Origin of the sequence: Paenarthrobacter sp. NPDC091669 (genome assembly GCF_044756725.1) — a bacterium.
In the GTDB taxonomy this organism is placed as follows: Bacteria; Actinomycetota; Actinomycetes; order Actinomycetales; family Micrococcaceae; genus Arthrobacter; species Arthrobacter bambusae_C.
In genome coordinates this window covers 108,444-131,020 of sequence record NZ_JBIVTK010000006.1, presented here as the reverse complement: position 1 = coordinate 131,020, position 22,577 = coordinate 108,444, and the positions used below count along the sequence as shown (strand labels likewise).

The 22,577-nt window shown below is 64.1% G+C and carries 18 protein-coding genes; 9 read left to right on the top strand and 9 right to left on the bottom strand.

Annotation, left to right across the window (positions count from 1 at the left end; all coding sequences use genetic code 11):
* Nucleotides 1–77 precede the first annotated feature (77 nt).
* Nucleotides 78–1,781 carry an FAD-dependent oxidoreductase gene (locus ACIQLI_RS11765; RefSeq protein WP_354230134.1) on the bottom strand — a complete coding sequence of 568 codons (1,704 nt, stop codon included), beginning with the start codon at nucleotides 1,779–1,781 and terminating at the stop codon, nucleotides 78–80.
* Nucleotides 1,778–3,208, bottom strand: a complete 1,431-nt coding sequence (locus ACIQLI_RS11760) for an amino acid permease (RefSeq protein WP_354230304.1) — start codon at nucleotides 3,206–3,208, stop codon at nucleotides 1,778–1,780. The genes ACIQLI_RS11765 and ACIQLI_RS11760 overlap by 4 nt, the downstream gene beginning before the upstream one ends.
* A 194-nt stretch (nucleotides 3,209–3,402) precedes the next feature.
* On the opposite strand from ACIQLI_RS11760, the gene alr reads away from it, so the two are divergent.
* Both alr and ACIQLI_RS11750 read left to right on the top strand, forming a co-directional pair.
* Complete coding sequence (alr, locus tag ACIQLI_RS11755) at nucleotides 3,403–4,650, top strand: alanine racemase (RefSeq protein ID WP_400388452.1); 1,248 nt, start codon at nucleotides 3,403–3,405, stop codon at nucleotides 4,648–4,650.
* Nucleotides 4,640–6,250 (top strand): PucR family transcriptional regulator ligand-binding domain-containing protein, encoded by a 1,611-nt coding sequence (locus tag ACIQLI_RS11750; RefSeq protein ID WP_354230138.1) that lies wholly within the window; start codon nucleotides 4,640–4,642, stop codon nucleotides 6,248–6,250. Before alr ends, ACIQLI_RS11750 begins: the two co-directional genes overlap by 11 nt.
* Here ACIQLI_RS11750 and ACIQLI_RS11745 read toward each other — a convergent pair.
* On the bottom strand, nucleotides 6,247–7,107 hold the full coding sequence (locus ACIQLI_RS11745; protein WP_400388449.1) for a carbon-nitrogen hydrolase family protein: 861 nt from the start codon (nucleotides 7,105–7,107) through the stop codon (nucleotides 6,247–6,249). The genes ACIQLI_RS11750 and ACIQLI_RS11745 overlap by 4 nt on opposite strands.
* Nucleotides 7,108–7,416: 309 nt before the next feature.
* Here ACIQLI_RS11745 and ACIQLI_RS11740 point away from each other — a divergent pair, with 309 nt between their 5' ends.
* The 6 genes from ACIQLI_RS11740 (at nucleotide 7,417) to ACIQLI_RS11715 (ending at nucleotide 15,136) form a co-directional block, all read left to right on the top strand.
* The gene (locus ACIQLI_RS11740; protein WP_089594117.1) at nucleotides 7,417–8,607 is read left to right on the top strand and encodes an ROK family transcriptional regulator; all 1,191 of its coding nucleotides are present in this window, start codon (nucleotides 7,417–7,419) and stop codon (nucleotides 8,605–8,607) included.
* Nucleotides 8,608–8,736: 129 nt separating this feature from the next.
* The gene (gene mmsA / locus ACIQLI_RS11735) at nucleotides 8,737–10,293 is read left to right on the top strand and encodes a multiple monosaccharide ABC transporter ATP-binding protein (protein ID WP_354230141.1); all 1,557 of its coding nucleotides are present in this window, start codon (nucleotides 8,737–8,739) and stop codon (nucleotides 10,291–10,293) included.
* A 44-nt stretch (nucleotides 10,294–10,337) separates the two neighbouring features.
* Nucleotides 10,338–11,606: a multiple monosaccharide ABC transporter permease gene (gene mmsB, locus ACIQLI_RS11730; protein ID WP_354230143.1), complete on the top strand. Its 1,269-nt coding sequence runs from the start codon at nucleotides 10,338–10,340 to the stop codon at nucleotides 11,604–11,606.
* A gap of 54 nt (nucleotides 11,607–11,660) precedes the next feature.
* A complete protein-coding gene (locus ACIQLI_RS11725) occupies nucleotides 11,661–12,758 on the top strand; it encodes a sugar-binding protein (protein ID WP_354230145.1) in 1,098 nt (365 codons plus the stop codon).
* A gap of 201 nt (nucleotides 12,759–12,959) precedes the next feature.
* Nucleotides 12,960–14,441 carry an ABC transporter permease gene (locus tag ACIQLI_RS11720; protein ID WP_400388444.1) on the top strand — a complete coding sequence of 494 codons (1,482 nt, stop codon included), beginning with the start codon at nucleotides 12,960–12,962 and terminating at the stop codon, nucleotides 14,439–14,441.
* A 2-nt stretch (nucleotides 14,442–14,443) separates the two neighbouring features.
* The gene (locus ACIQLI_RS11715) at nucleotides 14,444–15,136 is read left to right on the top strand and encodes an ABC transporter ATP-binding protein (protein WP_400388441.1); all 693 of its coding nucleotides are present in this window, start codon (nucleotides 14,444–14,446) and stop codon (nucleotides 15,134–15,136) included.
* Here the strand turns inward: ACIQLI_RS11715 and ACIQLI_RS11710 are convergent.
* Genes ACIQLI_RS11710 through ACIQLI_RS11700 form a run of 3 tightly spaced genes read right to left on the bottom strand, consistent with a single transcriptional unit; the run spans nucleotide 15,114 to nucleotide 18,170 of the window.
* Nucleotides 15,114–16,295, bottom strand: coding sequence for an ABC transporter permease (locus ACIQLI_RS11710; RefSeq protein WP_400388438.1), 1,182 nt, complete (start codon nucleotides 16,293–16,295; stop codon nucleotides 15,114–15,116). The genes ACIQLI_RS11715 and ACIQLI_RS11710 overlap by 23 nt on opposite strands.
* Nucleotides 16,292–17,068, bottom strand: a complete 777-nt coding sequence (locus ACIQLI_RS11705) for an ABC transporter ATP-binding protein (protein ID WP_400388435.1) — start codon at nucleotides 17,066–17,068, stop codon at nucleotides 16,292–16,294. The genes ACIQLI_RS11710 and ACIQLI_RS11705 overlap by 4 nt, the downstream gene beginning before the upstream one ends.
* A gap of 4 nt (nucleotides 17,069–17,072) precedes the next feature.
* Nucleotides 17,073–18,170: a hypothetical protein gene (locus ACIQLI_RS11700; protein WP_400388432.1), complete on the bottom strand. Its 1,098-nt coding sequence runs from the start codon at nucleotides 18,168–18,170 to the stop codon at nucleotides 17,073–17,075.
* A gap of 1,205 nt (nucleotides 18,171–19,375) precedes the next feature.
* Here ACIQLI_RS11700 and ACIQLI_RS11695 point away from each other — a divergent pair.
* On the top strand, nucleotides 19,376–20,446 hold the full coding sequence (locus ACIQLI_RS11695; RefSeq protein WP_400388429.1) for a Gfo/Idh/MocA family protein: 1,071 nt from the start codon (nucleotides 19,376–19,378) through the stop codon (nucleotides 20,444–20,446).
* A 92-nt stretch (nucleotides 20,447–20,538) separates the two neighbouring features.
* Here ACIQLI_RS11695 and ACIQLI_RS11690 read toward each other — a convergent pair whose 3' ends face one another.
* The 3 genes from ACIQLI_RS11690 to ACIQLI_RS11680 all read right to left on the bottom strand — a co-directional run bounded on the left by ACIQLI_RS11690 (nucleotide 20,539) and on the right by ACIQLI_RS11680 (nucleotide 22,482).
* Complete coding sequence (locus tag ACIQLI_RS11690; protein ID WP_400388427.1) at nucleotides 20,539–20,979, bottom strand: DoxX family protein; 441 nt, start codon at nucleotides 20,977–20,979, stop codon at nucleotides 20,539–20,541.
* 67 nt (nucleotides 20,980–21,046) lie between these two features.
* Nucleotides 21,047–21,718: a phosphonatase-like hydrolase gene (locus ACIQLI_RS11685; RefSeq protein WP_400388424.1), complete on the bottom strand. Its 672-nt coding sequence runs from the start codon at nucleotides 21,716–21,718 to the stop codon at nucleotides 21,047–21,049.
* Entirely contained in the window at nucleotides 21,715–22,482 is a 768-nt protein-coding gene (locus ACIQLI_RS11680) for a GntR family transcriptional regulator (protein WP_354230161.1), read from the bottom strand. The genes ACIQLI_RS11685 and ACIQLI_RS11680 overlap by 4 nt, the downstream gene beginning before the upstream one ends.
* Between the last annotated feature and the right edge of the window lie 95 nt (nucleotides 22,483–22,577).

The window sequence follows — 22,577 nt, the reverse complement described above, 5'->3', positions numbered from 1 at the left end:
GAGAGCCGAATGCGGGGCCCGCTCTGCAGACTAAACCCAGGGCTTAGGGTGCAGAGCGGGCCCCGCAACGTAAAAGGCTAGTCCAGGCTGATCGGACCGAGTTCGTCCAGCAGGTCGCCCGGGCCCGGATTTCCGACGGCGGATGAGCCACCCAGGTGGTTCACCACGCCCCACACAGCGTTGAGGCCAGTGGTCACGGCGCCCTCGGCCCAGCCTGCGGTGAAGGACACGTCATCTCCGGCGAGGAAGATGCCGCGTTGGTGCTCCGGCAACCGGTCCTGCTTGAAGTGGGTGAACAGGCGCTGCTGGTACCGGTAGTGTCCGGGCAGGTTGGCTTTGAATGCGCCCATGAAGTTGGGGTCCGCTTCCCAGGACACCGTGATCGGTTGCCCCACGATGTGGCTGGCAATATCCACGCCCGGGTAGATCTGCTGCAGCGAGTGGAGCATCAGCTTCACGCGCTCGTCGGCGCTGAGGGCCAGCCACTTCAGGGCGTCGTCATTCCAGGTGTAGGACAGGAGCATGACGGCGGGCTTATCCGGTCCGTCGTCGAGCAGGTACGTGGCCCGGTTAAGGCGGTCGGTGAGCGTCATGGACAAGACCTCGCGGCCGGTCTCAGGATCGATGTCCTTCCAGAACGGCCGGTCCACCATCACGAAGGTCTTGGAGGACTGCATGTAGTGCGAACGCTCGATCGCTGTCCATAGCCCTGCCGGGAACAACGCTTCCTCCGTGTGGATGCGCGTGGACAGCAGCCAGGACTGGCAGGTGGTTACCACAGCCCGGTAGGTGGCCTCGCGTCCCCAGCTTTCGCGGACCAGCAGGTCGCCGTTCTCTGCGCGGCGGATGTTATCCACGGCTCCGCGCGGGGAACCGCTGTGCAGGGAAGCCAGTGAGGTGCCTTGGGGCCAGTAAGTAAGGTTCGACGGCGCGTGGTTCCACAGTGCCTCGGGGAGCCTTTGCGCTCCTCCCGCAATGGAGCGGTGCTGGTCGTCCGCGTCGGTGTAGACCACGCGGAGGATTTCGAGGATGGAGTTGGGGAAGTCTGTGTCCCAACCGCCGGTACCGAAGCCCACTTGGCCGAACGCCTCGCGGTGCGCGAAGCCGGCTTCCTTGAAGGACTTGCTGGCGGCGATGAAGCCGTAGAAGGTCTGCTCGTCAAGTTCCGGGAGGAGCGCGTTCCAAAGCTCCTTGATGCGCTTGGTGTCACGGGCCTTGATGGCTTCCTGCATCTCGGCGAAGGCGGCTCCGTCGTTGACTGCAGCCTTCCAGGCATCGGCTACTTCGCGGAAGAACTCCGGCAGTTCATCGGCCGTGGTGGCGTAGTGTTTCTTTCCCGCGAGCTCGATCACGGTAGAGGAGGTTGCAGGCGCCATGGGGTTCGGGAAGTCCTGGGTGTCCAGGCCAAGCAGGTCCACGTAGTGGTAGAACGCCTTGCCGGAGACGGGGAATCGCATCCCGCCAAGGTCTGCAACGACGCCGGGCGCTGACGGGAAGCTGGCAGTCCGGAGCCGTCCGCCGATCTGGTCGGCCTCGTAGATGACGGGTTTGAGGCCAAGTTTCATCAGCTCATACGCGGTGACGAGCCCGGACAGGCCGGCGCCGATAATCGCAACTTCCGTGCCATGGAGTTCCTCGGGAACGGAGCCCAGTCCGTCGGGGTGGGCCAGGTAGTGGTCGTAGCTGAACGGGAAGTCCGGGTTCAGCATGGTGATGGGGGCTGCGTCCGAGGAGGGCGCACCTGGTTTCCCGAGGACAGGGAGTTCGGTGGCGATGGTCATGAGTTTGCTGCTTTCACAGATTCCGGGCTCACGGCCCTGGCGGTCAGTTCACGGTAGTCCTGCTCGCTGAGCTCGGCTACCTTGGAGTTCCGGCGTCCATAGCCGAAGTAAATGGCGATGCCCACCAGCATCCAGACACCAAACGTGATCCAGGTATCGGCGCCCAGGTTAAGCATCAGGTAGGCGCACATCAGCGTGCCAAGTATCGGCGTGATGGGGTACAGCGGGACCCGGAAGCTGCGCTCCAGGTCGGGGCGGTTGCGACGCAGGTAGATGACCGCGACGTTGACCAGGGCAAAGGCAAAGAGTGTGCCGATGCTGGTGGCGTCCGCCAGTGCACCGAGCGGAACCAAACCTGCGGTGAGGGCGACGGCGGTCCCGATGATCAGCGTTCCGGCCACCGGTGTGCCGGTGCGGCGGGATACGCGGCCAAAGACTTTGGGCACCATGCCATCGCGGGACATGGAAAGCATGATGCGGGTCTGGCCGTAGAGCACTGTCAGCACGATGCTTGCGATGGCCAGCACAGCACCGATGGAGAAGACCAAGGCAATCCACGGCTGGCCCGTGATCTCGTGCAGGATCTGTACCAGTGCAGCCTCTGTGCCGTCGAACCAACCCCACGGGCGGGCGCCGATGGCTGCAACGGCAACCAGGACGTAGATGGTGGTGACGATGACCATGGAGAGCATGATGGCCCGGGGAAGGTCGCGCTTGGGGTTCCTGGCTTCCTCGCCTGCTGTAGAGGCTGCGTCGAAACCGATGTAAGAGAAAAAGACGCTGGATGCGGCGGCAGAAACACCAGCGGCACCCATCGGCAGCAGCGGCTCGAAGTTGCCAGCGTTGAAGGCGGTGAAGGCCACAGCGCAGAAGAAGATCAGGATGCCCACCTTGACGATGACAATCGCAGTGTTGATCCATGCACTCTCGCGGGCTCCGCGGACCAAGAGGATCATGGCCAGGACCACGATCACCATTGCCGGCACGTTCACCAGGCCGCCATCCCCCGGCGGCTGGCTCATCGCGTCCGGCAGGAACTGGCCAAACGCGGCGAGTGTCTCGTTCACATACTGGCCGGCGCCCACGGCAACGGCCGCCACTGAGACGGCGTACTCCAGCACCAGGCACCAGCCGCAAATCCATGCCATGCCCTCGCCCATGGTGGCGTAGGAGTACGAGTAACTGGAGCCGGCTACCGGAACCAGCCCGGCCATTTCGGCGTACGACACTGCGGAGAGCAGCGCGGCGAGGCCGGCAATGACGAAGGAGATCCAAATGGCCGGACCGGCCAGCGGCACGGATTCGCCGAGGATCACCAGGATGCCGGTGCCGAGCGTGGCTCCGACGCTGATCATGGTGAGTTGGAAGACGCCAAAGCTGCGGACCAACTGGTTTCCGCCCTCGCCCTTCCCGGCCTCGCTGACCATCTGGCCGATGGGCTTGCGGCGCAGGAGTTGCGCGCCGAGGCTCGGCCTGGCGACGCTTGCTGCCGCCGGGTTTTTGGTGTTCACAGGCACAGTCACCCTTGACGTCCCTTCAAAGTAGTTTCGATTTCCCCTCCACAAGACTGGCATGTGAGCCACCTCTCACCGCGGTGCAAAATGACCTATAGTGTTCAACCATGAGACGTAATGCACACTATCAAGGAGCTGCTCCGGCCGCCCTGTCGGGACAGGTCACCGTGGACCTGTCCGCGATTTCAGACAATGTCACAGCCCTGAAAAAGCGCACTGAGGCTCCGCACTTCATGGCCGTGGTGAAGGGAAATGCTTACGGCCACGGCCTGGTGGAAGTGGCCCGAACCGCAGTAGAGGCGGGGGCGGATTGGCTGGGAACCGCCCAGCTCAGCGAAGCAATCACCCTCCGCCAAACAGGCATCACGGTGCCCATCCTCTCGTGGCTTTATCTGGCATCCCAGACAAGTGCCACCATTCTTGAAGCACTGGAGAACGACATTGATGTTTCCCTTGGAAGCGTCACGCAACTCGAGGTTCTGGCCGGTATCGCAGACCGCGTTGGCCGCCCCGCCGTCGTACATCTTGAACTGGACAGCGGACTGAGCCGCGGCGGTGCACGCAAGGAAGATTGGGCGGAACTCGTCGCCGCCGCCCGCAAGGCTGAACTGGACGGCACCCTCCGCGTCCGGGGGCTTTGGACCCACCTGGCCTGGGCCGATGTGCCCGCCCACCCCGGTAATGCCACCGCCGTCGCGGAGTTCGAGGATGCTGTGCGGGAAGCCCGTGAAGCAGGCCTGAACCCGGAGCTCCGGCATGTTTCCAGTTCAGCGAACATCCTGGACCGGCCCGAATTCCACTTCGACATGGTCCGGGCAGGGCTGGCCATCTATGGTCTGGCGCCGGCCGACCACCTCAACCCGGCGGATTTCGGGCTGCGCCCGGCGCTCAGTGTCACGGCACCATTGGTCATGGTCAAAAAGGTCCCGGCCGGCACCGGCGTGAGCTACGAACACCAGGCCATCACGTACGAGCCGCGCTACCTCGGGCTCATTCCGCTCGGTTACGCGGATGGCATCCCCAAGGGCATCAGCGGCCGATCCGTCGTGAACATCGCGGGCCGCAGCGTGCCGGTGATCGGCAAGGTCTGCATGGACCAGTTCATGGTGGACCTCGGCCCGGACGCTACGGGAATCGACGTCGGAGACACCGCGGTGTTGTTCGGCGACCCTGCGTCCGGAGCAGCGAGCGCCGACGACTGGGGCGCTGCGATCGGCAGCCACGGGGACGAGATCATCAACAGGATCGCGCCCCGCCTGCCACGCGCCTACGCCAGCGGTGCCGACCAGGACAGCGCCTACGAGTGCCCCGACTACCAGGAGCCGGCCGCCGCCGGGCAGGGCAATGTCGCCTGAACCCGCCACCGCCCGCCTGAGTTTCGTCACGCTCGAACAATTTGTGGAGCAGCTGCCGCCGGAGTTGAAAATGCTTCACGACGGCGGCAGCGGCACCTCGTTGCTGCGGTGGGTGGAACCGAGTGAGCTTGAGGACCCCACGCCGTACCTCCCCGAGGGCGAGTTCCTCCTCACCGCCGGGCTGCCTTTTCTGGGAGAGGGCGGCTCGGCGGCCAAGGTGGATGCCTACGTCCAGCGGCTGGTGGGCGCGAAAGTGGCGGCGCTGGGATTCGGCATCAGGCCCTACTTCGACGGCGTACCGGACGTGTTGCTTGACGCATGCCGGAAGCACAACCTCACGTTGTTCGAGGTCCCGGAATCCGTGCCGTTCGCAGCGATCGGGCTGGAGTTCTCCCAGCTGCTGGAGACGGACAATGCGCGGGTCTTCCGCCAACTTGCCGAGACCAACCGCCAACTCATGCGGGCAGTCCTCTCCCCCAGGCCCGAACACGAGCTGCTGGCCGCACTGGTGCAGCGGGTGCCGGTATGGGCCGTGCTGGTGGGGGCCGACGGACGGGTCCGGGCGCGCGGGCACAATGCCGGCGGCAGCACCGGCGTCGAGCATTCATTGTTATCGCCCATGCTGGAGCGGCTGCTGTCCGGCAGCGGCCCGCGCGTTGAGATGGACGGTTTCGAACAACCCGGTTCGGCGCTGGTGTTTGGGCATCCGCTGCGGAGCACCAAGGACGCGAACCTCGGGGCCTTGATCCTTGGTTCGGATGCACCGTTGACGCCTGCGCAGAACAACGTGGTGCAGTCGGCGGTGGGATTGTTGGAACTGCTGGTGAGGCAAAGGACCAGTGGGTCGCTCGCCCCGAGCCAACTGGCCACGGCGGTGCTGCTGCACCCGGACTCGTTGACGTCCGGCCCCACCAAACATGTCAACGGCCTGAAGGACCTGCTGGCCCAGAGTTTGTCCTCCACCAGGTCCGGGCAGATGCGCGTGGTGCAAGGCGTCCGGGTGGATGGCGCAGCTGACGACGGGCCAGTCCGTGAGCTGCTGCAATGGCGGAGGCTCCTCGACACCAAGCTTGTGGAGATCACGGAGTATGGCTTCGCGGCGATTACCCGTTTGAAGGTGGACGACGCCTTGCTGGCTGACGTCGAAAAACTGGGGTGGCGCCTGGTGGTAGGCGAGCCGACCGAGCTCACTGGACTCGCCGCCGCCTACCAGCGGGCCACGTCCCTGCGCAGCCGCGTGATCACTACCGGCAAGAGCGCGCGGGTGGATGAAGTGACCTGGTCAGTTGCGGGGCTGCTGGGGCGCGAAGCCGGAACCATGCTGGCGGAGCGGCTCCTCGCGCCTGTGCTTTCACTCGAACCCGACCGGCGCGACCCGCTTCTTGCTGTGCTTCGCGGCTGGCTCAGCGAAAACGGCAGCTGGGACGGCTCGGCCAAACTCCTCGGACTGCACCGGAACAGTGTGCGGCGGCAGATCGGAGTGCTGGGCGAGCTGCTGGACATGGACCTCAACCAAGCACAGGTGCGTGCCGAGCTGTGGTTTGCCTTGCAGTACGTGGAGGAGTTGATCGGGTCCGGGACAGACGGGATGGTCGCCTAGCTGCGCTGCTCCCACTGTTTGTAGAGTTCCGGCCGGCGTTCACGCAGGTACGGGACTTCGTCGCGGGCCGCTTTCACAGTGCCCGTACCGACCTCCGCGAACAACAGCGTGGGTGACTCCCCCGCCGCGGCCAACAACGATCCGTCCGGCCCGGCCACCACGCTGCCACCCAGGAACGTGTACACGTCCTCGTGCCCGCTGTGGTTGGCGTAGGCCACGTTGAGTTGGCTCTCCAGCGCCCGGGCGCGGATCAGGACCTGCGGCACATTATCGAACCCTGCGGACAGGGCGGTTGGCACCAGCAGGAGTTCGGCTCCGCGGGTAGCGGCCGCCCGGACGGCTTCCGGGAACTCGACGTCGTAGCAGATCAGCATGGAGGTGCGGATGCCGTGGAAATCCACGACGGCGGGAGGTTCCTGGGCGGCGACGAACGCCTTGTGTTCCTCCGCACCGAAGAGGTGGACCTTGGCGTAGTTCAGGACCTCGGCGCCTGTGCCGTCCAGCAAAGTAGCCGTAATGTGCCAGCGGTTCGCAGCGGCAGCCGGCTGCGCACCGTCGTCGTGCGCTGCCTGGTGCGGGCTGACGTCCGCGTCGTGACTAACCGCCGGAAGGCTGTACACCAGGCCAATGCTGTGCCGGCGGGCGATGTCGGCCAGGCGTTCCCGGATGCCGGGAAGTGTTGCTGGATCCAATTCGGCGTGCAGGCGCAGGGGCGCGTAGCCAACGGGGAACAGCTCCGGAGTGAGCAGCACGCCTGCTCCCGCCTGGGCGGCACGCTGGGCGGCGTCGTCGATCGTTCGGAGATTGGCGTCGACGTCCATCACGGAAGCGTTCGCCTGAAGGACGGAGAGCAGCATCTTTACCACCTGGGTTTCGCCTGGTTTCGGCGCACGCGGGCGCCCGGACGTTTCTTGGTTCCAGCGTAGGCGTGTGACCCGTCCGCGGGGTGGGGCATTTGGACCCGCACGCCGCCACATCGGGACGCATTGCCCGCAACTCTCCCGTTGTGAGGCTGGCTCTGCAGGCAAATCCCCGTTCATAGCGTGCATAGCGGGCCCCACAAGGGGTACGTATCCCATGTTCTTGCGTTGGAGTATGTCGCCGTGAGTTGACTCCTTGTGTTCACTTCTTGACTACAACCTCGCTTGTGGGGCAATCTTCTTGTCATGCCCGCTACGCAGCGCTCAACGAAGAGCCATCCAAGAAAACCCGGCTCGCAGTCAGCACTGCGCCACCTGAACCAGCAGCGCATCATCGAGTGCCTGCTGAGCGGTCCTTCCACGCAAGCCGAGCTCTCGCGGCAGACCGGGCTGTCCACCGCAACGATCTCCAACATCGTGAAAATCATGCAGGATGCGGGCCTCGTTTCCACCGAGCCGACCACCAGCTCCGGTCGCCGCGCAACCAACGTCAGGCTGAACAGCAACGGCGCCGTGGCCGTCGGCATCGACTTCGGCCGCCGCCACCTGCGCGTTGTGCTCGCTTCACTGGGCTACCACGTCATTGCCGAGGATTACATCGAATTGCCGCTGGGCCACCAGGCGGAAGAAGGCATCGCCGCGGCTGTCCTGCTGCTGGAAAAACTGCTCCGCGAAAACGGCATCGACCGCACCGCCGTGGTGGGCGCGGGTGCGGGCATTCCCGGCCCCATCGACCGCCGTTCCGGCACGGTGGCGCAAGGCGCGATCCTCCCGGAATGGGTGGGCATCGACATCCTCCACCGGCTGGAGGAAGCGCTGAATTGTCCCGTCTTTGTTGATAACGATGCCAACCTCGGCGCGCTGTCCGAAGTGACATGGGGACCCCACAGCGGGGTCTCCAACCTGATGTTCCTCAAGATCGGTTCGGGCATCGGCGCGGGCCTGATTCTCAACGGATTCCCGTACTACGGCAACGTAGGCATCACGGGTGAAATAGGCCATGCAACCATCCATGAGCACGGCCTCGTGTGCCGCTGTGGGAACAGGGGTTGCCTCGAAACCATAGCGTCCACCACCACCATGATCGAACTGTTGGGCCGCGGCCAGGAGACCCTGCTGACACCACAGGACATCGTCCGCAACTGCCTCTCCGGCGACTCCGCAACACAGCGGGTGGTGGACGACGCCGGACTGGCGGTAGGACGCGCTTTGGGCAACGTTTCCAATCTCATCAACCCTGAAGTGATCGTGGTGGGTGGCCCGCTGGCGGGCCTCGGCGACCTCTTGCTGGACCCCATCCGCAGAGGTTTGGTGCGGCATGCCGTGCCAGTAGTGGGCGAGACAACCCACCTCGCGATGTCCTCGTTGGGGGCCCGTGCCGAAGCCCTCGGAGCCGCCGCTTTGGTGTTTCAACACGCGGGCATTACCGGTAGGTAACGAAATCGTTAGCTGGATCATGCGTTCAAGTCTTGACGACAAGACGGGTGATCCAGTTTACTTTTTCATCAGACAGCCTCGCCATTGCGGGGCCGACAACGAAGTCATGCATTGGAGGCGTAAGGGCTGATGACATCCCTCGACACGCAAGGTGATCCCATCCTTTTGGAGATGCGCTCGATCACGAAGGAATTCCCCGGCGTGAAGGCCTTGTCGAACGTGAGCCTGCGTGTGATGGCCGGCGAAATCCACGCAATCTGCGGGGAAAACGGTGCCGGCAAGTCCACGCTCATGAAGGTTCTTTCCGGCGTTTACGGGTACGGAAGCTACACGGGCGACATCGTGTACCAAGCCGAGACCCAGCAGTTCAAGGACATCCGCGCCAGTGAAGCGGCCGGCATCGTGATCATCCACCAGGAACTGGCACTGATCCCGGAACTGTCCATCATGGAGAACATCTTCCTCGGCAACGAACCCACCAAATGGGGCGTGATCGACTGGGCCGAGGCCCGCAAGCGCTCTCTCGAACTCCTGGCCCGCGTTGGCCTCCGGGAGGATCCCGATACCCCCATCAAGGAAATCGGCGTCGGCAAGCAGCAACTGGTGGAAATCGCCAAGGCTCTGAACAAGTCCGTGAAGCTCCTGATCCTGGACGAGCCCACGGCAGCGCTGAATGAATCAGATTCCCAGCACCTCTTGGACCTGATCCTGGGCCTCAAGGGCAAGGGCATCACCTCGATCATCATTTCCCACAAGCTCAACGAGATCGAACAGATTGCGGACGAGATCACCATCATCCGTGACGGCAAATCGATCGAAACCCTGAACGTGAAGCGCGACGGCGTGGATGAGGACCGCATCATCAAGGGCATGGTGGGCCGGACGCTTGAGTCCCGCTTCCCGGATCACGAGCCGAAGATCGGAGAGGTCTTCTTCGAGGTCAAGGACTGGACCGTGGGACACCCCCAGATCCAGGACCGCCTGATCTGCAAGGGCTCCAACTTCTATGTACGCCGCGGCGAAATCGTCGGTTTCGCCGGCCTCATGGGCGCCGGCCGCACCGAACTGGCTCGGTCACTGTTCGGGCACTCCTACGGCCGCTTCATCAAGGGCCAGGTCTACAAGGACGGCAAGCAGGTCAACCTCCGCAGCGTCAAGCAAGCGATCGACGCCGGACTCGGTTACGTCACTGAGGACCGCAAGTCCCTGGGCCTGAACCTGCTGGATGACATCAAGACCACCACGGTATCGGCGGCGCTGAACAAGATCAGCAGCTACTCCGTGGTGGATACCCGCAAGGAATTCTCCGTTGCCGAGGAGTACCGGAAGTCTTTGCGGACCAAGACCCCGTCGGTTGAGGAAGGCGTAGCCAAGCTCTCCGGTGGCAACCAGCAAAAAGTGGTGCTGGCCAAATGGATGTTCACCGATCCGGACCTTCTGATCCTGGACGAACCCACCCGCGGAATCGACGTCGGTGCCAAGTACGAGATCTACGGCATCATCCAGAAGCTCGCGAACCAGGGCAAGGGAGTGATTGTCATTTCCTCGGAGCTCCCGGAGCTTCTGGGCCTCTCCGACCGCATCTACACCATTTTTGAAGGCGCCATCACCGGCGTCCTGGACAAGAACGAAGCAAGCCAGGAAAGCCTCATGAAGCTCATGACTTCCGCCCGCAAAACCGCCTGACCGTTGGCCCAGCCTCGCCCCTTCCTGACACAAGGACCAAAACAATGAACGCGCTCAAGAAGCTATTTGGTGGCAATACCCGCCAGTTTGGCATGATCTTCGCCCTGGTGGCACTTATCGTCTTCTTCCAGATCTTCACCGAGGGCCGCACTCTGACCCCCGGCAACGTGATCAACCTGTTCAACGGCAACTCCTACATCCTGATCCTGGCCATCGGCATGGTCCTGGTCATCATCGCCGGACACATTGACCTCTCCGTTGGGTCCGTGGCCGCCTTCGTGGGCGTTTTCGTAGCCCTGGCAATGCGTGACTGGGGCTTCCCCTGGTGGGCCGGCGTGCTCTTCGGACTGGTCCTGGGAGCCGTGATCGGCGCCTGGCAAGGGTTCTGGGTGGCGTATGTGGGCATACCTGCCTTCATCGTGACCCTGGCAGGCATGCTCCTGTTCCGAGGCTTCAACCAGTTCGTTGGTAAGTCCAACACCATCCCCGTCCCCAAAGAGTTCCAGTTCCTCGGTTCCGGCTACCTGCCGGAGGTCGGACCGGATACGGGCTTCAACAACCTCACGGTGTTGCTCGGCCTGATCGCCGTAGCTTTCGTGGTCATCATGTCCCTGCGCGCCCGCGCTACCGCCAAGGCACTTGGCGCCGACGTTCCCGAGCTCTGGGTCGAGGTCACCAAACTGGTCCTGATCTGCGGCGCCATCCTCTACGCGACATACCTCTTCGCCACCGGCCGTCCCGGCACTTCCTTCCCCATCCCCGGCCTGATCCTCGCCGTCCTGGTACTCATCTACGGTTTCATCGCAGACAAGACCGTCCTGGGCCGCCACGTCTACGCCGTGGGTGGCAACCGCCACGCAGCTGAGCTGTCCGGTGTGCAGTCCAAGAAGGTCAACTTCCTGGTCATGATGAACATGTCCGTCCTTGCCGGCCTGGCAGGCATGATCTTCGTTGGACGTTCCACCGCATCGGGTCCGTTCGACGGCGTCGGGTGGGAACTGGACGCCATTGCGGCAGTCTTCATCGGTGGCGCAGCAGTCACCGGTGGCGTTGGCACCGTGATCGGCTCGATCGTTGGTGGCCTGGTCATGGCTGTCCTCAACAACGGCCTCCAGCTGCTGGGCGTTGGCGCCGACCTCACCCAGATCATCAAGGGCCTGGTCCTCCTGGCGGCAGTCGCCTTCGATGTCTACAACAAGTCGCAGGGCAAGCGCTCCATTACCGGACTGCTGATGAAGAACTTCCAGCGCAACAACGAGATCAAGCCCGACGAAACCACATCCACCAAAGAGGTCATCTCCAAGGACGCGTAATCCGCGTCCTGACAGACTCGCTCCACCCCACCCACACAGAAAGTGAACCAAGATATGCGAATGTTTGGTAAAGCAGGAAAGGCAGCAGCAGTCGCTGCCATCGCGGCACTGGCGCTGACAGCCTGCGGCCGCTCTGACAGCGGCTCAAGCAGCAGCACTGCAGGCGGGGAAGCGTTCCCCAAGGACTCGATGATCGGCGTCGCACTTCCGCAGAAGACCAGTGAAAACTGGGTCCTCGCGGAGAAGCTGTTCAACGACGGCCTCACCAGCGCCGGTTTCAAGCCGGACGTACAGTTCGCCAACGGCGGCGTGTCCGAACAGCAGAACCAGATTAGTGCCATGGTCACCAAGGGTGCCAAGGTCATCATTGTGGGAGCCATCGACGGCGCCCAGCTGGGTACGCAGCTCCAGCAGGCCAAGGAATCCGGCGCGACCATCATCGCCTACGACCGCCTGCTCCTGAACACCGAGAACGTGGACTACTACGTGGCCTACGACAACTTCAAGGTGGGCGAACTGCAGGGCCAGGCCCTGTTGGACGGCATGAAGGCCAAGAAGGCTTCCGGCCCCTACAACATCGAACTGTTCGCAGGCTCCCCGGATGATGCCAACGCAAAGGTCTTCTTCGACGGCGCCATGAGCGTCCTGAAGCCGAAGATCGACGACGGCACCCTCAAGGTAGTCTCCGGCCAGACCTCGTTCGAGCAGGCTGTGACCCAGGGTTGGAAGGCAGAAAACGCCCAGCGTCGCGCTGACACGCTGCTGACCGGCAGCTACGGCACCGCTTCCCTGGACGGCGTCCTGTCCCCGAACGACACCCTGGCCCGCGCAGTGCTGACATCCGTCAAGGCCGCCGGCAAGCCGCTCCCGGTTGTCACCGGCCAGGACTCCGAAGTTGAGTCTGTGAAGTCGATCATCGCCGGCGAGCAGTACTCCACCATCAACAAGGACACCCGCAAGCTCGTTGAGCACGCCATCACCATGGTGAAGGACCTCCAGGCCGGTAAGGAACTGGAAATCAACGACAAGGACTCCTACAAGAACGGCGTCAAGACCGTCCCGGCTTACCTCCTCCCGCCGCAGATCGTTACGGCAGAGAACGTCAAGACGGCTTATGTTGACGATCCGGTACTCGGCCCGATCACCAAGTAACACCGCTTAAAGCACGACAGCAAGCTCCGGTCCGCCAGCAGGCGGACCGGGGCTTTCGCTTTGCCTCCGACACCACAGGCTCGGGTGCTTTCACAGCCCACGCATAGCTTCGGCTGGCTTGCCGCACAGCAGCGCTCAGCAAGGTAGGAGTTGCAGCCCGCGTTCAGCGGGCGGACAAACCTGCAGGTCAAGAGGAGAAACGTGAGCGTCCTTGCCCGAAGCGTAGGCAATGCCTTCCGCAACAAGATCAGAACGGCAGCGGTAGTTGCCGTACTGGCCGTAGCCATCGGCTTGGCGCTGGCCATGCTGGTAGCCAACCAGGCAGTCGGTGCCAAAGTCCAGGAGCTCAACGCATCCGTGGGCACCACCCTGACGGTGAACCCGGCGGGAGGCCAAGGCTTTGAAGGCGGCGGCGAACCACTCACGACGGCGGAGGCCGGGACTGCAGCGTCGGTCGCCAACGTGACCTCCGTGGTGGGCACCAAAGCGCTGCGCCTCCAGACGGCGACCACTGCCACAGGCACCGGCGACGCCACCACCGGAACCACCCAGCAGGCCGGACCCGGGGGTGGCTTCGGCCCCGGCGGGCAGCAGGCGACAGTCAGTACCAACCTGACGGCCGCAGTCGACGCCGGTACGCTGGGCAACCGCAACGGCTCCGCGGGAACAACCGGGGCCACCGGCAGCACCACCCAGCCTGCACGCACGCTCCCGATCACGGCGACGGGCATCGGCGCCGAGGTGGACAGCACCGGCAAGGCCCTGGACATCACCAGCGGCACAGGCCTGGGCGACTACACCACAGCCGATGCCAAGGCCCTGGTGGGCGCGTCACTGGCTGAGAAGAACAGCCTCACGGTGGGCTCCACGTTCATCATTCAGGAAAAGACGTTCACCGTAGCCGGCATCTTCGACGCCGGAACCACCTTCGGCAACAACGCCGTCTACGTCACCCTCCCGGAAGCCCAGACGCTGGCCGAAACCCCTGACGAACTCTCCAGCATGATCGTCACGGTCAACAGCATGGAGAACGTGGACAGTACCAAAACTGCCGTCCAGGACGCACTGGGCACGGACAAGGCCGACGTCACCCAGGGCCAGCGCAACCTCGAAACCGCCGTCAGCTCACTGGACAGCGTCAAGAACATCTCCCTGATCGCCTTCATCGCAGCATTAGCAACCGCCGGAATCATCATCCTGCTCATCATGGTGATGCTGGTCCGCGAGCGCCGCCGTGAGATCGGCGTCCTGAAAGCCATTGGCGCCCGCAACCGTACCATCGGCCTGCAGTTCGTCCTGGAGTCGCAGGTCCTGGTAGCCCTTGGCAGCGTGGTGGGCGCCGTGATTGCTTCGCTGGCCAGCGGCGGTATCGCCTCAGCGCTCATCAGTTCGAATTCAAGCACGACGACGGCCACCACCACCCAGCGCGGTGGCGGACTCGCTGGGGCCATGCCCAACGGCGCGGTCCCGGGTGGCGGAATGCCCGGTGGCGGGATGGGCGGTGGCCAGGGTGGTCCCTTCGGCGGCGCCTCACAGTTGCTGACCTCTGTCACCGCGAGCGTCTCCCCCGGCGTCCTCGCAGTCGGCATCGCAGCAGTGTTCGCGGTGGCTATCATCGGCGCGCTGGTCCCGGCCTTGCTGACTGCCCGTATCCGTCCCATCGAAGTACTCCGAGGAGAATAGCCGTGATCGTAGTCAAGGACCTGGTCCGTCAGTTCAAGTCCGGTGACCGGACCATCAAACCGGTCAACGGCGTGAGTTTCGAGCTCGAAAAGGGTTCGCTGGCATCCATCGTGGGCAAGAGCGGCAGCGGCAAAAGCACCCTGTTGTCCCTCTTGGGTGCGCTGGACATGCCCACCTCAGGTGACGTCGTCGTGGATGGCGTCAGCCTGGCGGGACTCCCGGACGGCAAGCTGACCGAGTACCGTCGCCGGGACATCGGCTTCGTGTTCCAGCAGTTCAACCTGATTCCCAACCTCAGCGCCGTGGACAACGTCATGCTGCCCATGGAGTTCGCCGGGGTCCGGAAGGCGGCCCGACTGCAGCGCGCCAAGGAGTTGCTGGAACAGGTGCAATTGGATCCGGAGAAGCACTCACGCAGGACCAACCGGCTGTCCGGCGGCGAGCAGCAGCGCGTGGCGATCGCCCGTGCGCTGGCCAACGAGCCCAAGTTGATCCTCGCTGATGAGCCCACCGGCAACCTGGACGAGCAAACTGGTGAACATATCATCGAACTGCTCAGCTCACTGAGCCGCGACCACAACACCACCATCCTGGTGGTCACGCATGACCGCAGCCTGGCCCAGAAGACTGAACGCTGTTTCCGGCTTCAGCAGGGCCGGCTGACCGAGGAGGTCAGAACCGGATCGCGTCGATGACCTTGACGCGCACCGCCACGAGCGCAGGGATGGCTCCGGCGAGTGCGCCCACAAGGACCGCCGCGCCGAAACCAAGGAGGGCGGCGTCGATGGGGAATGCCGGGTATTCGGTGAGTCCCGGGGCAACCTTCGACTCGATCCACGGGTGCTTCACCACCGCGACGGCCAGCATGACGCCCGCCAGGCCGGCAACCGCGGTGGCCACCACGGATTCCATCATGACGCCCACAAAGATCCGGCCGGAGGTAGCACCGAAGCTTCGGCGGATGCCGATTTCCCGCACCCGGTAGCGGACGGTGACCATGGAGATGTTGAGCATCCCCACGGCGCCAAGCAGCAGGACCAGCCCGGCTACTCCGCCCACCACCAGTTGCACTGGCGCCAAGGGGTCGCCCCAGGCGGCGTAGTCCATTCGGTTTGCCTGGGCGTAATAGCCAGGAAACTGCCCTTGGAGGTCGGCCGTAATTGCCGCTGTGAGCGCCTCGGCCTGCTCCTCGCCTACCCACATTTTGAACTCGGACATTTGGGACTGCATGCCCGTCATAGCAGCTCCCTCGGACAGGATGAACGCGGCAGGCGGGGTGTCCGGGTAAGTATCAGGCACGACGCCGATGATCACCGCCATGGCCGGCTGGTCACCCGGGATCTTCACCGTGGGATTGGCGGACAGGTTGGGCCGGCCGGCTTGGTTGTAGAAAGCTTCGGAAACCACGACGGCGGGCGCAAGCCGTTGGCCGTCGTCGGATGCGAACCAGCTGCCCTGCTGAAGCGGGACGCGGTGAATGATGCCGTAGCCGGCGTCCACGATGGTGACGTTCACGCTGGTCACACCGCGCGGAAATTGAAAGCCTGCCTGGGTCTGGCCCACATGCGTTGACGTGGTGATGCCGTAACGCTGTTGGATCCCTTGATAGGCCTTTTCGAGCTTTGCTGGATCCGGAGTGGTAGGTCCGCCGACGTTCAAGGACAGCGTCGCCACCCGGCCACCGTTGCGTTCAGATTGATATTTGTAGCCTTCGCGAGCTAGATTTCCGACGCCCACCACAGAGGTCAGCGCGGCCACGGACAAGGCCACTCCCAGGAGAGCCAGGAGAATCCGGACTTTGTTGATCCGAAGCTCCTGCCACGCTTCGACGATGGTGGAGACCAAACCGGTCATGCGCCGACTCCCGCCGCTGCGGGCACTGATAGCGGGCTGAGCACGCCCGAGTCCAACCGGTAGCACGCACGGGCCAGGGCTGCCACGTTGGTGTCATGCGTGATGGTGACTAGGGCCGCTGCGGTTTCCGTGGCGACGGTGTCCAACAGGGCCATGACAGACTGGCCTGTCTCGACGTCAAGTGCTCCGGTTGGTTCATCGGCCAGGATCAGCCTCGGCCTGCGGACCAGGGCCCGGGCGATGGCCACCCGCTGCTGTTCACCGCCGGAGAGCATATTGGGCATGGTGGCGGCGCGGGCGGCGAGGCCAACCCGGTCCAGCATGTCCATGGCGATCTCGCGACGGCGCCAGAACTCCTTGCCCTTGGCATAGAACAGCGGCGTGATCACGTTGTCCAGGGCGCTGCGTCCGGGCAACAAATTGAACTGCTGGAAAACGAAGCCCACAGTGGAACCACGCAGGCGGGCACGGGCATTGTTGCCCAGCCGGTCCGCGGGTTGGCCAAGGAACTCCAGCTCGCCCGTCGTCGGGACATCCAGCAGGCCAAGCAAATTCAGGAGTGTCGACTTGCCGCAACCCGAACGGCCCACGATCGCCGTGTGATCGCCGCTGTACACCGCCAGGTCGATGCCCTTGAGGATGTGCAACTGCTGGTCATCGGGAAGTGTGACGGAACGGGTCACCGAGCGGAGGCTGACCAGCGTTTCCTCGCGTGTTTCCTCGGGTGTTTCCTCGCGTGTTTCCTCGGGTGTTTCCTCGCGTGAGTCTTCCATTGCCCTAGCCTGCCGGTGCGTAGGCGATCTGGCCCGGCCCCATCATGGGGTTCGGGGCGGCCGGCGCACCGGGAACGAACTCCAGGACCTGTTCGCCTTCGGCCAATCCGGAGGTCACTTCAACCACGGAGCCATCGTTGAGTCCCAACTGGACGGTGCGCTGCTCAGGAGCCGCTCCTGCCCCGCCCGGTCCGGCAATCCAGACGATCCCGTCCTTAACGCTTCCCTTCACCGAGGTCAAAGGAACCGTCACCACGTCAGGGGCCACTCCGGCGCTGACCGTCATGGTGGCTCCGAGACCTGCGAAGACCTGCTGGCCTGCAGGAATCGCGCAACTCAGCGTCCCCGTGGGAGTGCCGCCTTCTTCCGGCTGGCCCCCGCCGGCCCCGGGACCCGCGATCGCTGCGCCCACGCCCATCCCGGCACCTCCGCCAGTGGCGGCCAAACCGCCCGAGGCGCTGCCGCCGTCGTCGGACGCGTTGTTCTTAAGCGTCACTTCGGTGCACTGGAAGGGCGCCGGTCCACCCACCAACGCTATCTCCGCGGGGCCGGGCTTGCCGAGCAGGCGGTACTGCTGGGCGGCCGTCACTGAGCCGGCCACCGTGTAGGTTCCGGGATCGATCTTGCCCACGGACTCGCCGACGGTGACCTGCTGGTCGATGAGCGTGGTCAATTGCTGCAGGGTTCCGGCGCTGGGAGCGAGGATGTCGAAGTAGTCGTACACAGGCTTGGGTGTAGGTGGTGTGCCGTCCTTGGAAGTCTGCGTGGTCTGGACTGCCCGCTCGGCTTTGACCTGGAACAGGGCTTGGCCCTCCGCCACGGTTGCGCCTGCTTCAACAAAAACTTTGATGACCTTGCCCGCGGAAGTGCTGCGGACGGTATCGGCGGCGTCGCTCTGGACGGTGCCCTTGATCTCCACGGTGTTGGTAACGGTGGCGCGGGTGGCGGGGACCACCGGGATATCCACCTGGGCCAACGGCGCCGGCTCGGATCCCGTGGCTTCAAGGCCATCGACAAAGGCGATTTTGACCAAAGCCACCGCGATAATCGCGAAGACCAACAACCAGGCAACCGGCAAAATGACGCGCCGAAAAGTACCCATCCCTGCTCCATTTCGGTAACTCCCCACAGAACCTCTGCGAGGGATGATTTGCTAAGCCTAAGCGAGGAATTTCGGTACGCAGGGCATTCGTGTGACTTGACAAATGCTGACGGTATCGGGATATCAGAAATAAGCGTTTGGATCCGCTAGCGCCGAAAGAGCTGCCACCACCACCACGGTCAGCGGGACTGCGCACAATAGGATGAGAGGCCACCAGGATGATAGCCGGCGGGGGCCACTGTGTGCGCTTAGCGATATCATGAGGGACGGTAGGAAGAACGGAAGAAAAAGGACTCCGAACGCCAGCACCGCCATCAGGAGTTCGCCTTCATAACATCCGGATCCCAAGGTGTCCTGGGTGCATTCCATCCGCGAGGGGTAGAATCCCAGCGCAAATCCGAGGAATGCAGCAGCGGGCACGGAAACAATGGCTCCGATCAGTGAGACCACAATTAAGGCAACTCGCGGGCCCGCTGAAGGCCTTTTAATGTTCGTTTCCACATTCCCCCAATAACTGCATTTCCCAGCCGACGCTACCAGCATGTCCGGACCGGCTGCGCACCGTGTGGGCGGTCGCACCCGTACCCGCCCGGCGCACCCCTACCCGCCCGGCGCACCCCTACCCGCCGGGTGCACCCGAGGTTACGGGGGCGAGCGGCGCAAAGGGGTGCGCACCAAGCCCACTCAAAACCCCGCACGCCTCAGGGCCGGCCCCGCCCTGGCTGTGCGGGCGCACCCGTACCCGCCATGCGCACCCCACGTTCACTACCGGCGCACCCGTACCCGCCCGGCGCACCCGAGGTTACGGGAGCGAGCGGCGCAAAGGGGTGCGCACCAAGCCCACTCCAAGCCCCGCACGCCTCAGGGCCGGCCCCGCCCTGGCTGTGCGGGCGCACCCGTACCCGCCGGCGCACCTCACGTTTACTGCGGCCGCACCCGTATCCGCCGGGCGCACCCGAGGTTACGGGGGCGAGCGGCGCAAAGGGGTGCGCACCAAGCCTCACCCAATCATCCGCACCTTACCCGCCACGCGCACCCCGAATGCGCTTCAACAGCACCCGTACCCGCCCGGCGCACCCCACGTTCATTGCGGGTGCACCCTTACCCGCCCGGCGCACCAGAGGTTACGGGGGCGAGCGGCGCAAAGGGGTGCGCACCGCTCGCCACACCGCCACCCAGGTGCCCGAAATGAGAGGATGTCAGTCATGACCCTCCCTATCGCCAAGCCGTGGCTGTCCTCCCAAACCAACCAGGATCCCCGGGCAGCTACCGGCCGTCGCCTGAAGTGGGGCGTCGTGTCTACGGGCAACATTGCCAACAGTGTTTCCAAGGACCTGGCCCTGCTCGAAGACGCAGAGCTGTATGCCGTGAGCTCCCGGACGCAGGCTGCTGCAGATGCGTTCGCGCACGCGCTGGGTTTCGCCAAGGGCTACGGGGACGACGGCGGCATTCCCGGCTACCAGCGCTTGGTGGACGATCCCGCCGTGGACGTGGTCTATGTGGCCACACCCCATGCCCAGCACTTCCTGATCGCCGCCGCCGCTCTAAAGGCCGGCAAGCACGTGCTCTGCGAGAAAGCCCTCACCATCAACGCCCGGGAAGCCACCGAGCTAGTGAAGCTGGCCCGCGCAAACAATGTGTTCTTCATGGAGGCCGTGTGGAGCCGCTTCCTGCCGAGCATGCAGCGGGCGTTCGACATCGCCGCATCCGGTGAGCTTGGACAGATCCAATGGGTCAGCGCGGATCTTGGCTTCCCGGCGCCCTACGATCCCTCGGCCCGCATCTGGGCCCTTAATGACGGTGGTGGCGCACTCTTGGACATCACCGTCTACCCGCTGCTCTGGGCCTTGGGCACGCTGGGTTTCCCGCAATCCGTCACCGCCATCGGCACACTCAACGACGACGGCGTGGACACCCAGAACGCCCTGACGTTGGGCTACTCCAGTGGTGCCCAGGTCCAGCTGACGTCGTCCCTGATGGCGCATGGCCCCCGGACGGCCACCGTCGCCGGCGGGCTCGGATTCCTGCAAACCGTGGGTTCAGTAAACAATCCCCGCGAGCTGATGATCCGGGTTGGTTGGGACGAACCGCGCCACGAGCACTTCGAGGTGGTGGGCATCGGCTACACGTACGAGCTCCGCGAAGTGACCCGCTGCATTCAGCAAGGCCTCACTGAAAGCCCTGTCATGCCGCTGGAAGACTCCATCAACGTCATGCGCCTCTTCGACGGGGTACGCTCCCAGCTGGGGATCAGATACCCGAACGACGCACGCTGAAGCTCGCGGCGGTGAGGCGCCCCGGCGGTGACTCGACCCCGGTGGTGAGTGCCGCCGTCGTGAGTTAACCCAGTCGCGTTAACGCCGAAGGGCTAACGCCGCGAGCCGGCTGATTGCCGGGCCAGCTTGCGATCCAAGGACAAAGCGCCGGGTCCGAGGAAGATGAACGCCACTGAGATGGCTGCGTAGATGATGAGGAGCTCGGCGGTCACCCCTGCCCTGTCCGTGATCAGGGGTTTGCCGGCTTCGGTCACGAACCAGATTCCAGCGAACATGATCGCGGCAAGGAAACCGGCCACCCGGGTCAGGGCGCCGAGGACCAGAAGCAGGCCCAGCCCCAGCTCGCCGGCGATCACCAGCCACGCCACGATCTCCGGCTTCTGCACGCCCATGGCGGCAACCGACGCAGCAAAGGCAGCGTGCCCGGCCATGAGCTTCTGGATGCCGTGGACCATGATGAGCGCGCCGAAGACCACGCGCAGGATGGTGACGCCGCGGGCGGAGGACTTGGGTGACGGGTGAAGGAATTTCACGCGTTCCAATCTTCCATGCCTGGGGCCGGGGGCCAAACGCCGGGCACCGCGAGCCTTACGCCGAGGGTCAGGAGAGCAGCGCCGGAATGTCCTTCACGCCGTCCAGGATGTGGTGGTGCGGGTACGCTGCCAGGTCTTCGCGGCCCAGTTTGCCGGTCAGGACGCCCACGGCGGTGACGCCGGCGTTGTTGGCAGCGGCGAGGTCATTGACGGTGTCGCCCGCGGCCATCACGGCGCGGACGTCCTGGACTCCGGTCAGTTCCATGGCCCGGTGGATCATGTGTGGGGCCGGTCGTCCAGCGGCTACTTCGTCGGAGCAGACGACGGCGTCCAGCAGGGTATCGTCATCGACGCTCCATCCCAGCCGCTCGAGGAGGGGCTCGGCGACGTCGCGGGAAAAGCCCGTTGTCAGGGCCACTTTGATGCCTTGGCGGCGGAGCTCGCGGAACGCGTCTTCCACGCCCTCCAGCGCGACCGGCGGGTTGGCGTCGTAGAACATCACGAGCAGTGCCTTGAAGCGCTTGAAGGCGGCCGCCACCACTTCCGGCGTGGCGGCTCCCCCACCGGCTTCAATGAGCGCTGTGATGGCCTCAACTTTGTCCGCGCCCATCCATTCCTGCACAGTCTCCGGTGTGGTGGCCACCCCGGTTTCCTCAACGCAGCGGGCAAGGGCTACGTACACGTCGCCGTGTTCGTCGATGGTGGTTCCGGCCATATCGCAGGCAACAAGCTTGATCATGGGGTGGCTCCTTCAGTGTGGATGCGGACCAGGGCGGCCCGGCGCTCCACCGTGTTGTCGATGGTGAAGTTGGTCAGTGCCGGCAGGTAGCGGTCCTCGGAATATTCCAGGGGCTGCCCATCGGCGGAACGGGTGATGCGGCGTTCGCGCAGGAGGGGAATACCTTCGGGTTGCTCCAACAGTTCGGCGTCCTCGTCACTGGCAGCAACGGCGTCGATGGTGTGGCGCGCACTGTGCAGGTCTACGCCCTGCTCTTTGAGGAACGCGAAGATGGACCCGGAGTCGGTGTCGAAGTCGAACAGCTTGCGTCCCACGTCCAGGATGAACGTGGTGCGCTCGATCATGGCCGGCGCTTCATCCAGGTAACGGACGCGAAGGACCTCCACCACAGTGGTACCAGGCATCAGGCCGAGCGCCTCAGCGGCTTCCGGACTGGCTTCGCGCCGTGCCACTTCGAGGGTCCGCTGGCCGGGCTTTTTGCCGATTCCACTGGCCCATTCAGTGAACGAGTTGAACGTGGAGAACGACTGCGACGGCACAGACGAGCGAACCATGGGAGGGCGCCCCCGTCCCCCTGTGATGGCGCCTTCGGAACGGAGGAAGGCGAGCGCCTGACGGATCGGGCCACGCGACGTCCCGAACTCGCGGCACAGCTCTGCTTCACTGGGCAGCTGGAAGCCCGGCGGCCAGTCACCGTCGGTGATCCGGCGCATGAATTCTTCGCTCAGCTTGACGTGGAGGGGCGCGTTCGTCTGTGTGGTCACTAGTTGATAATACAAGTCTGAACGCGTGAAAACACTGGTTTTGAGAGGCTCTGGATGAACTCAAAGTGAACTTGAATGAACAGACGTTAAATTCA

Bases quoted from the DNA above. Each gene is read 5' to 3' on its own strand.
- ACIQLI_RS11765 (WP_354230134.1), bottom strand. From the start codon at position 1,781: ATGACCATCGCCACCGAACTCCCTGTCCTCGGGAAACCAGGTGCGCCC.
- ACIQLI_RS11760 (WP_354230304.1), bottom strand. From the start codon at position 3,208: ATGGTCAGCGAGGCCGGGAAGGGCGAGGGCGGAAACCAGTTGGTCCGC.
- alr (WP_400388452.1), top strand. From the start codon at position 3,403: ATGAGACGTAATGCACACTATCAAGGAGCTGCTCCGGCCGCCCTGTCG.
- ACIQLI_RS11750 (WP_354230138.1), top strand. From the start codon at position 4,640: ATGTCGCCTGAACCCGCCACCGCCCGCCTGAGTTTCGTCACGCTCGAA.
- ACIQLI_RS11745 (WP_400388449.1), bottom strand. From the start codon at position 7,107: ATGCTGCTCTCCGTCCTTCAGGCGAACGCTTCCGTGATGGACGTCGAC.
- ACIQLI_RS11740 (WP_089594117.1), top strand. From the start codon at position 7,417: ATGCCCGCTACGCAGCGCTCAACGAAGAGCCATCCAAGAAAACCCGGC.
- mmsA (WP_354230141.1), top strand. From the start codon at position 8,737: ATGACATCCCTCGACACGCAAGGTGATCCCATCCTTTTGGAGATGCGC.
- mmsB (WP_354230143.1), top strand. From the start codon at position 10,338: ATGAACGCGCTCAAGAAGCTATTTGGTGGCAATACCCGCCAGTTTGGC.
- ACIQLI_RS11725 (WP_354230145.1), top strand. From the start codon at position 11,661: ATGCGAATGTTTGGTAAAGCAGGAAAGGCAGCAGCAGTCGCTGCCATC.
- ACIQLI_RS11710 (WP_400388438.1), bottom strand. From the start codon at position 16,295: ATGACCGGTTTGGTCTCCACCATCGTCGAAGCGTGGCAGGAGCTTCGG.
- ACIQLI_RS11705 (WP_400388435.1), bottom strand. From the start codon at position 17,068: ATGGAAGACTCACGCGAGGAAACACCCGAGGAAACACGCGAGGAAACA.
- ACIQLI_RS11700 (WP_400388432.1), bottom strand. From the start codon at position 18,170: ATGGGTACTTTTCGGCGCGTCATTTTGCCGGTTGCCTGGTTGTTGGTC.
- ACIQLI_RS11695 (WP_400388429.1), top strand. From the start codon at position 19,376: ATGACCCTCCCTATCGCCAAGCCGTGGCTGTCCTCCCAAACCAACCAG.
- ACIQLI_RS11685 (WP_400388424.1), bottom strand. From the start codon at position 21,718: ATGATCAAGCTTGTTGCCTGCGATATGGCCGGAACCACCATCGACGAA.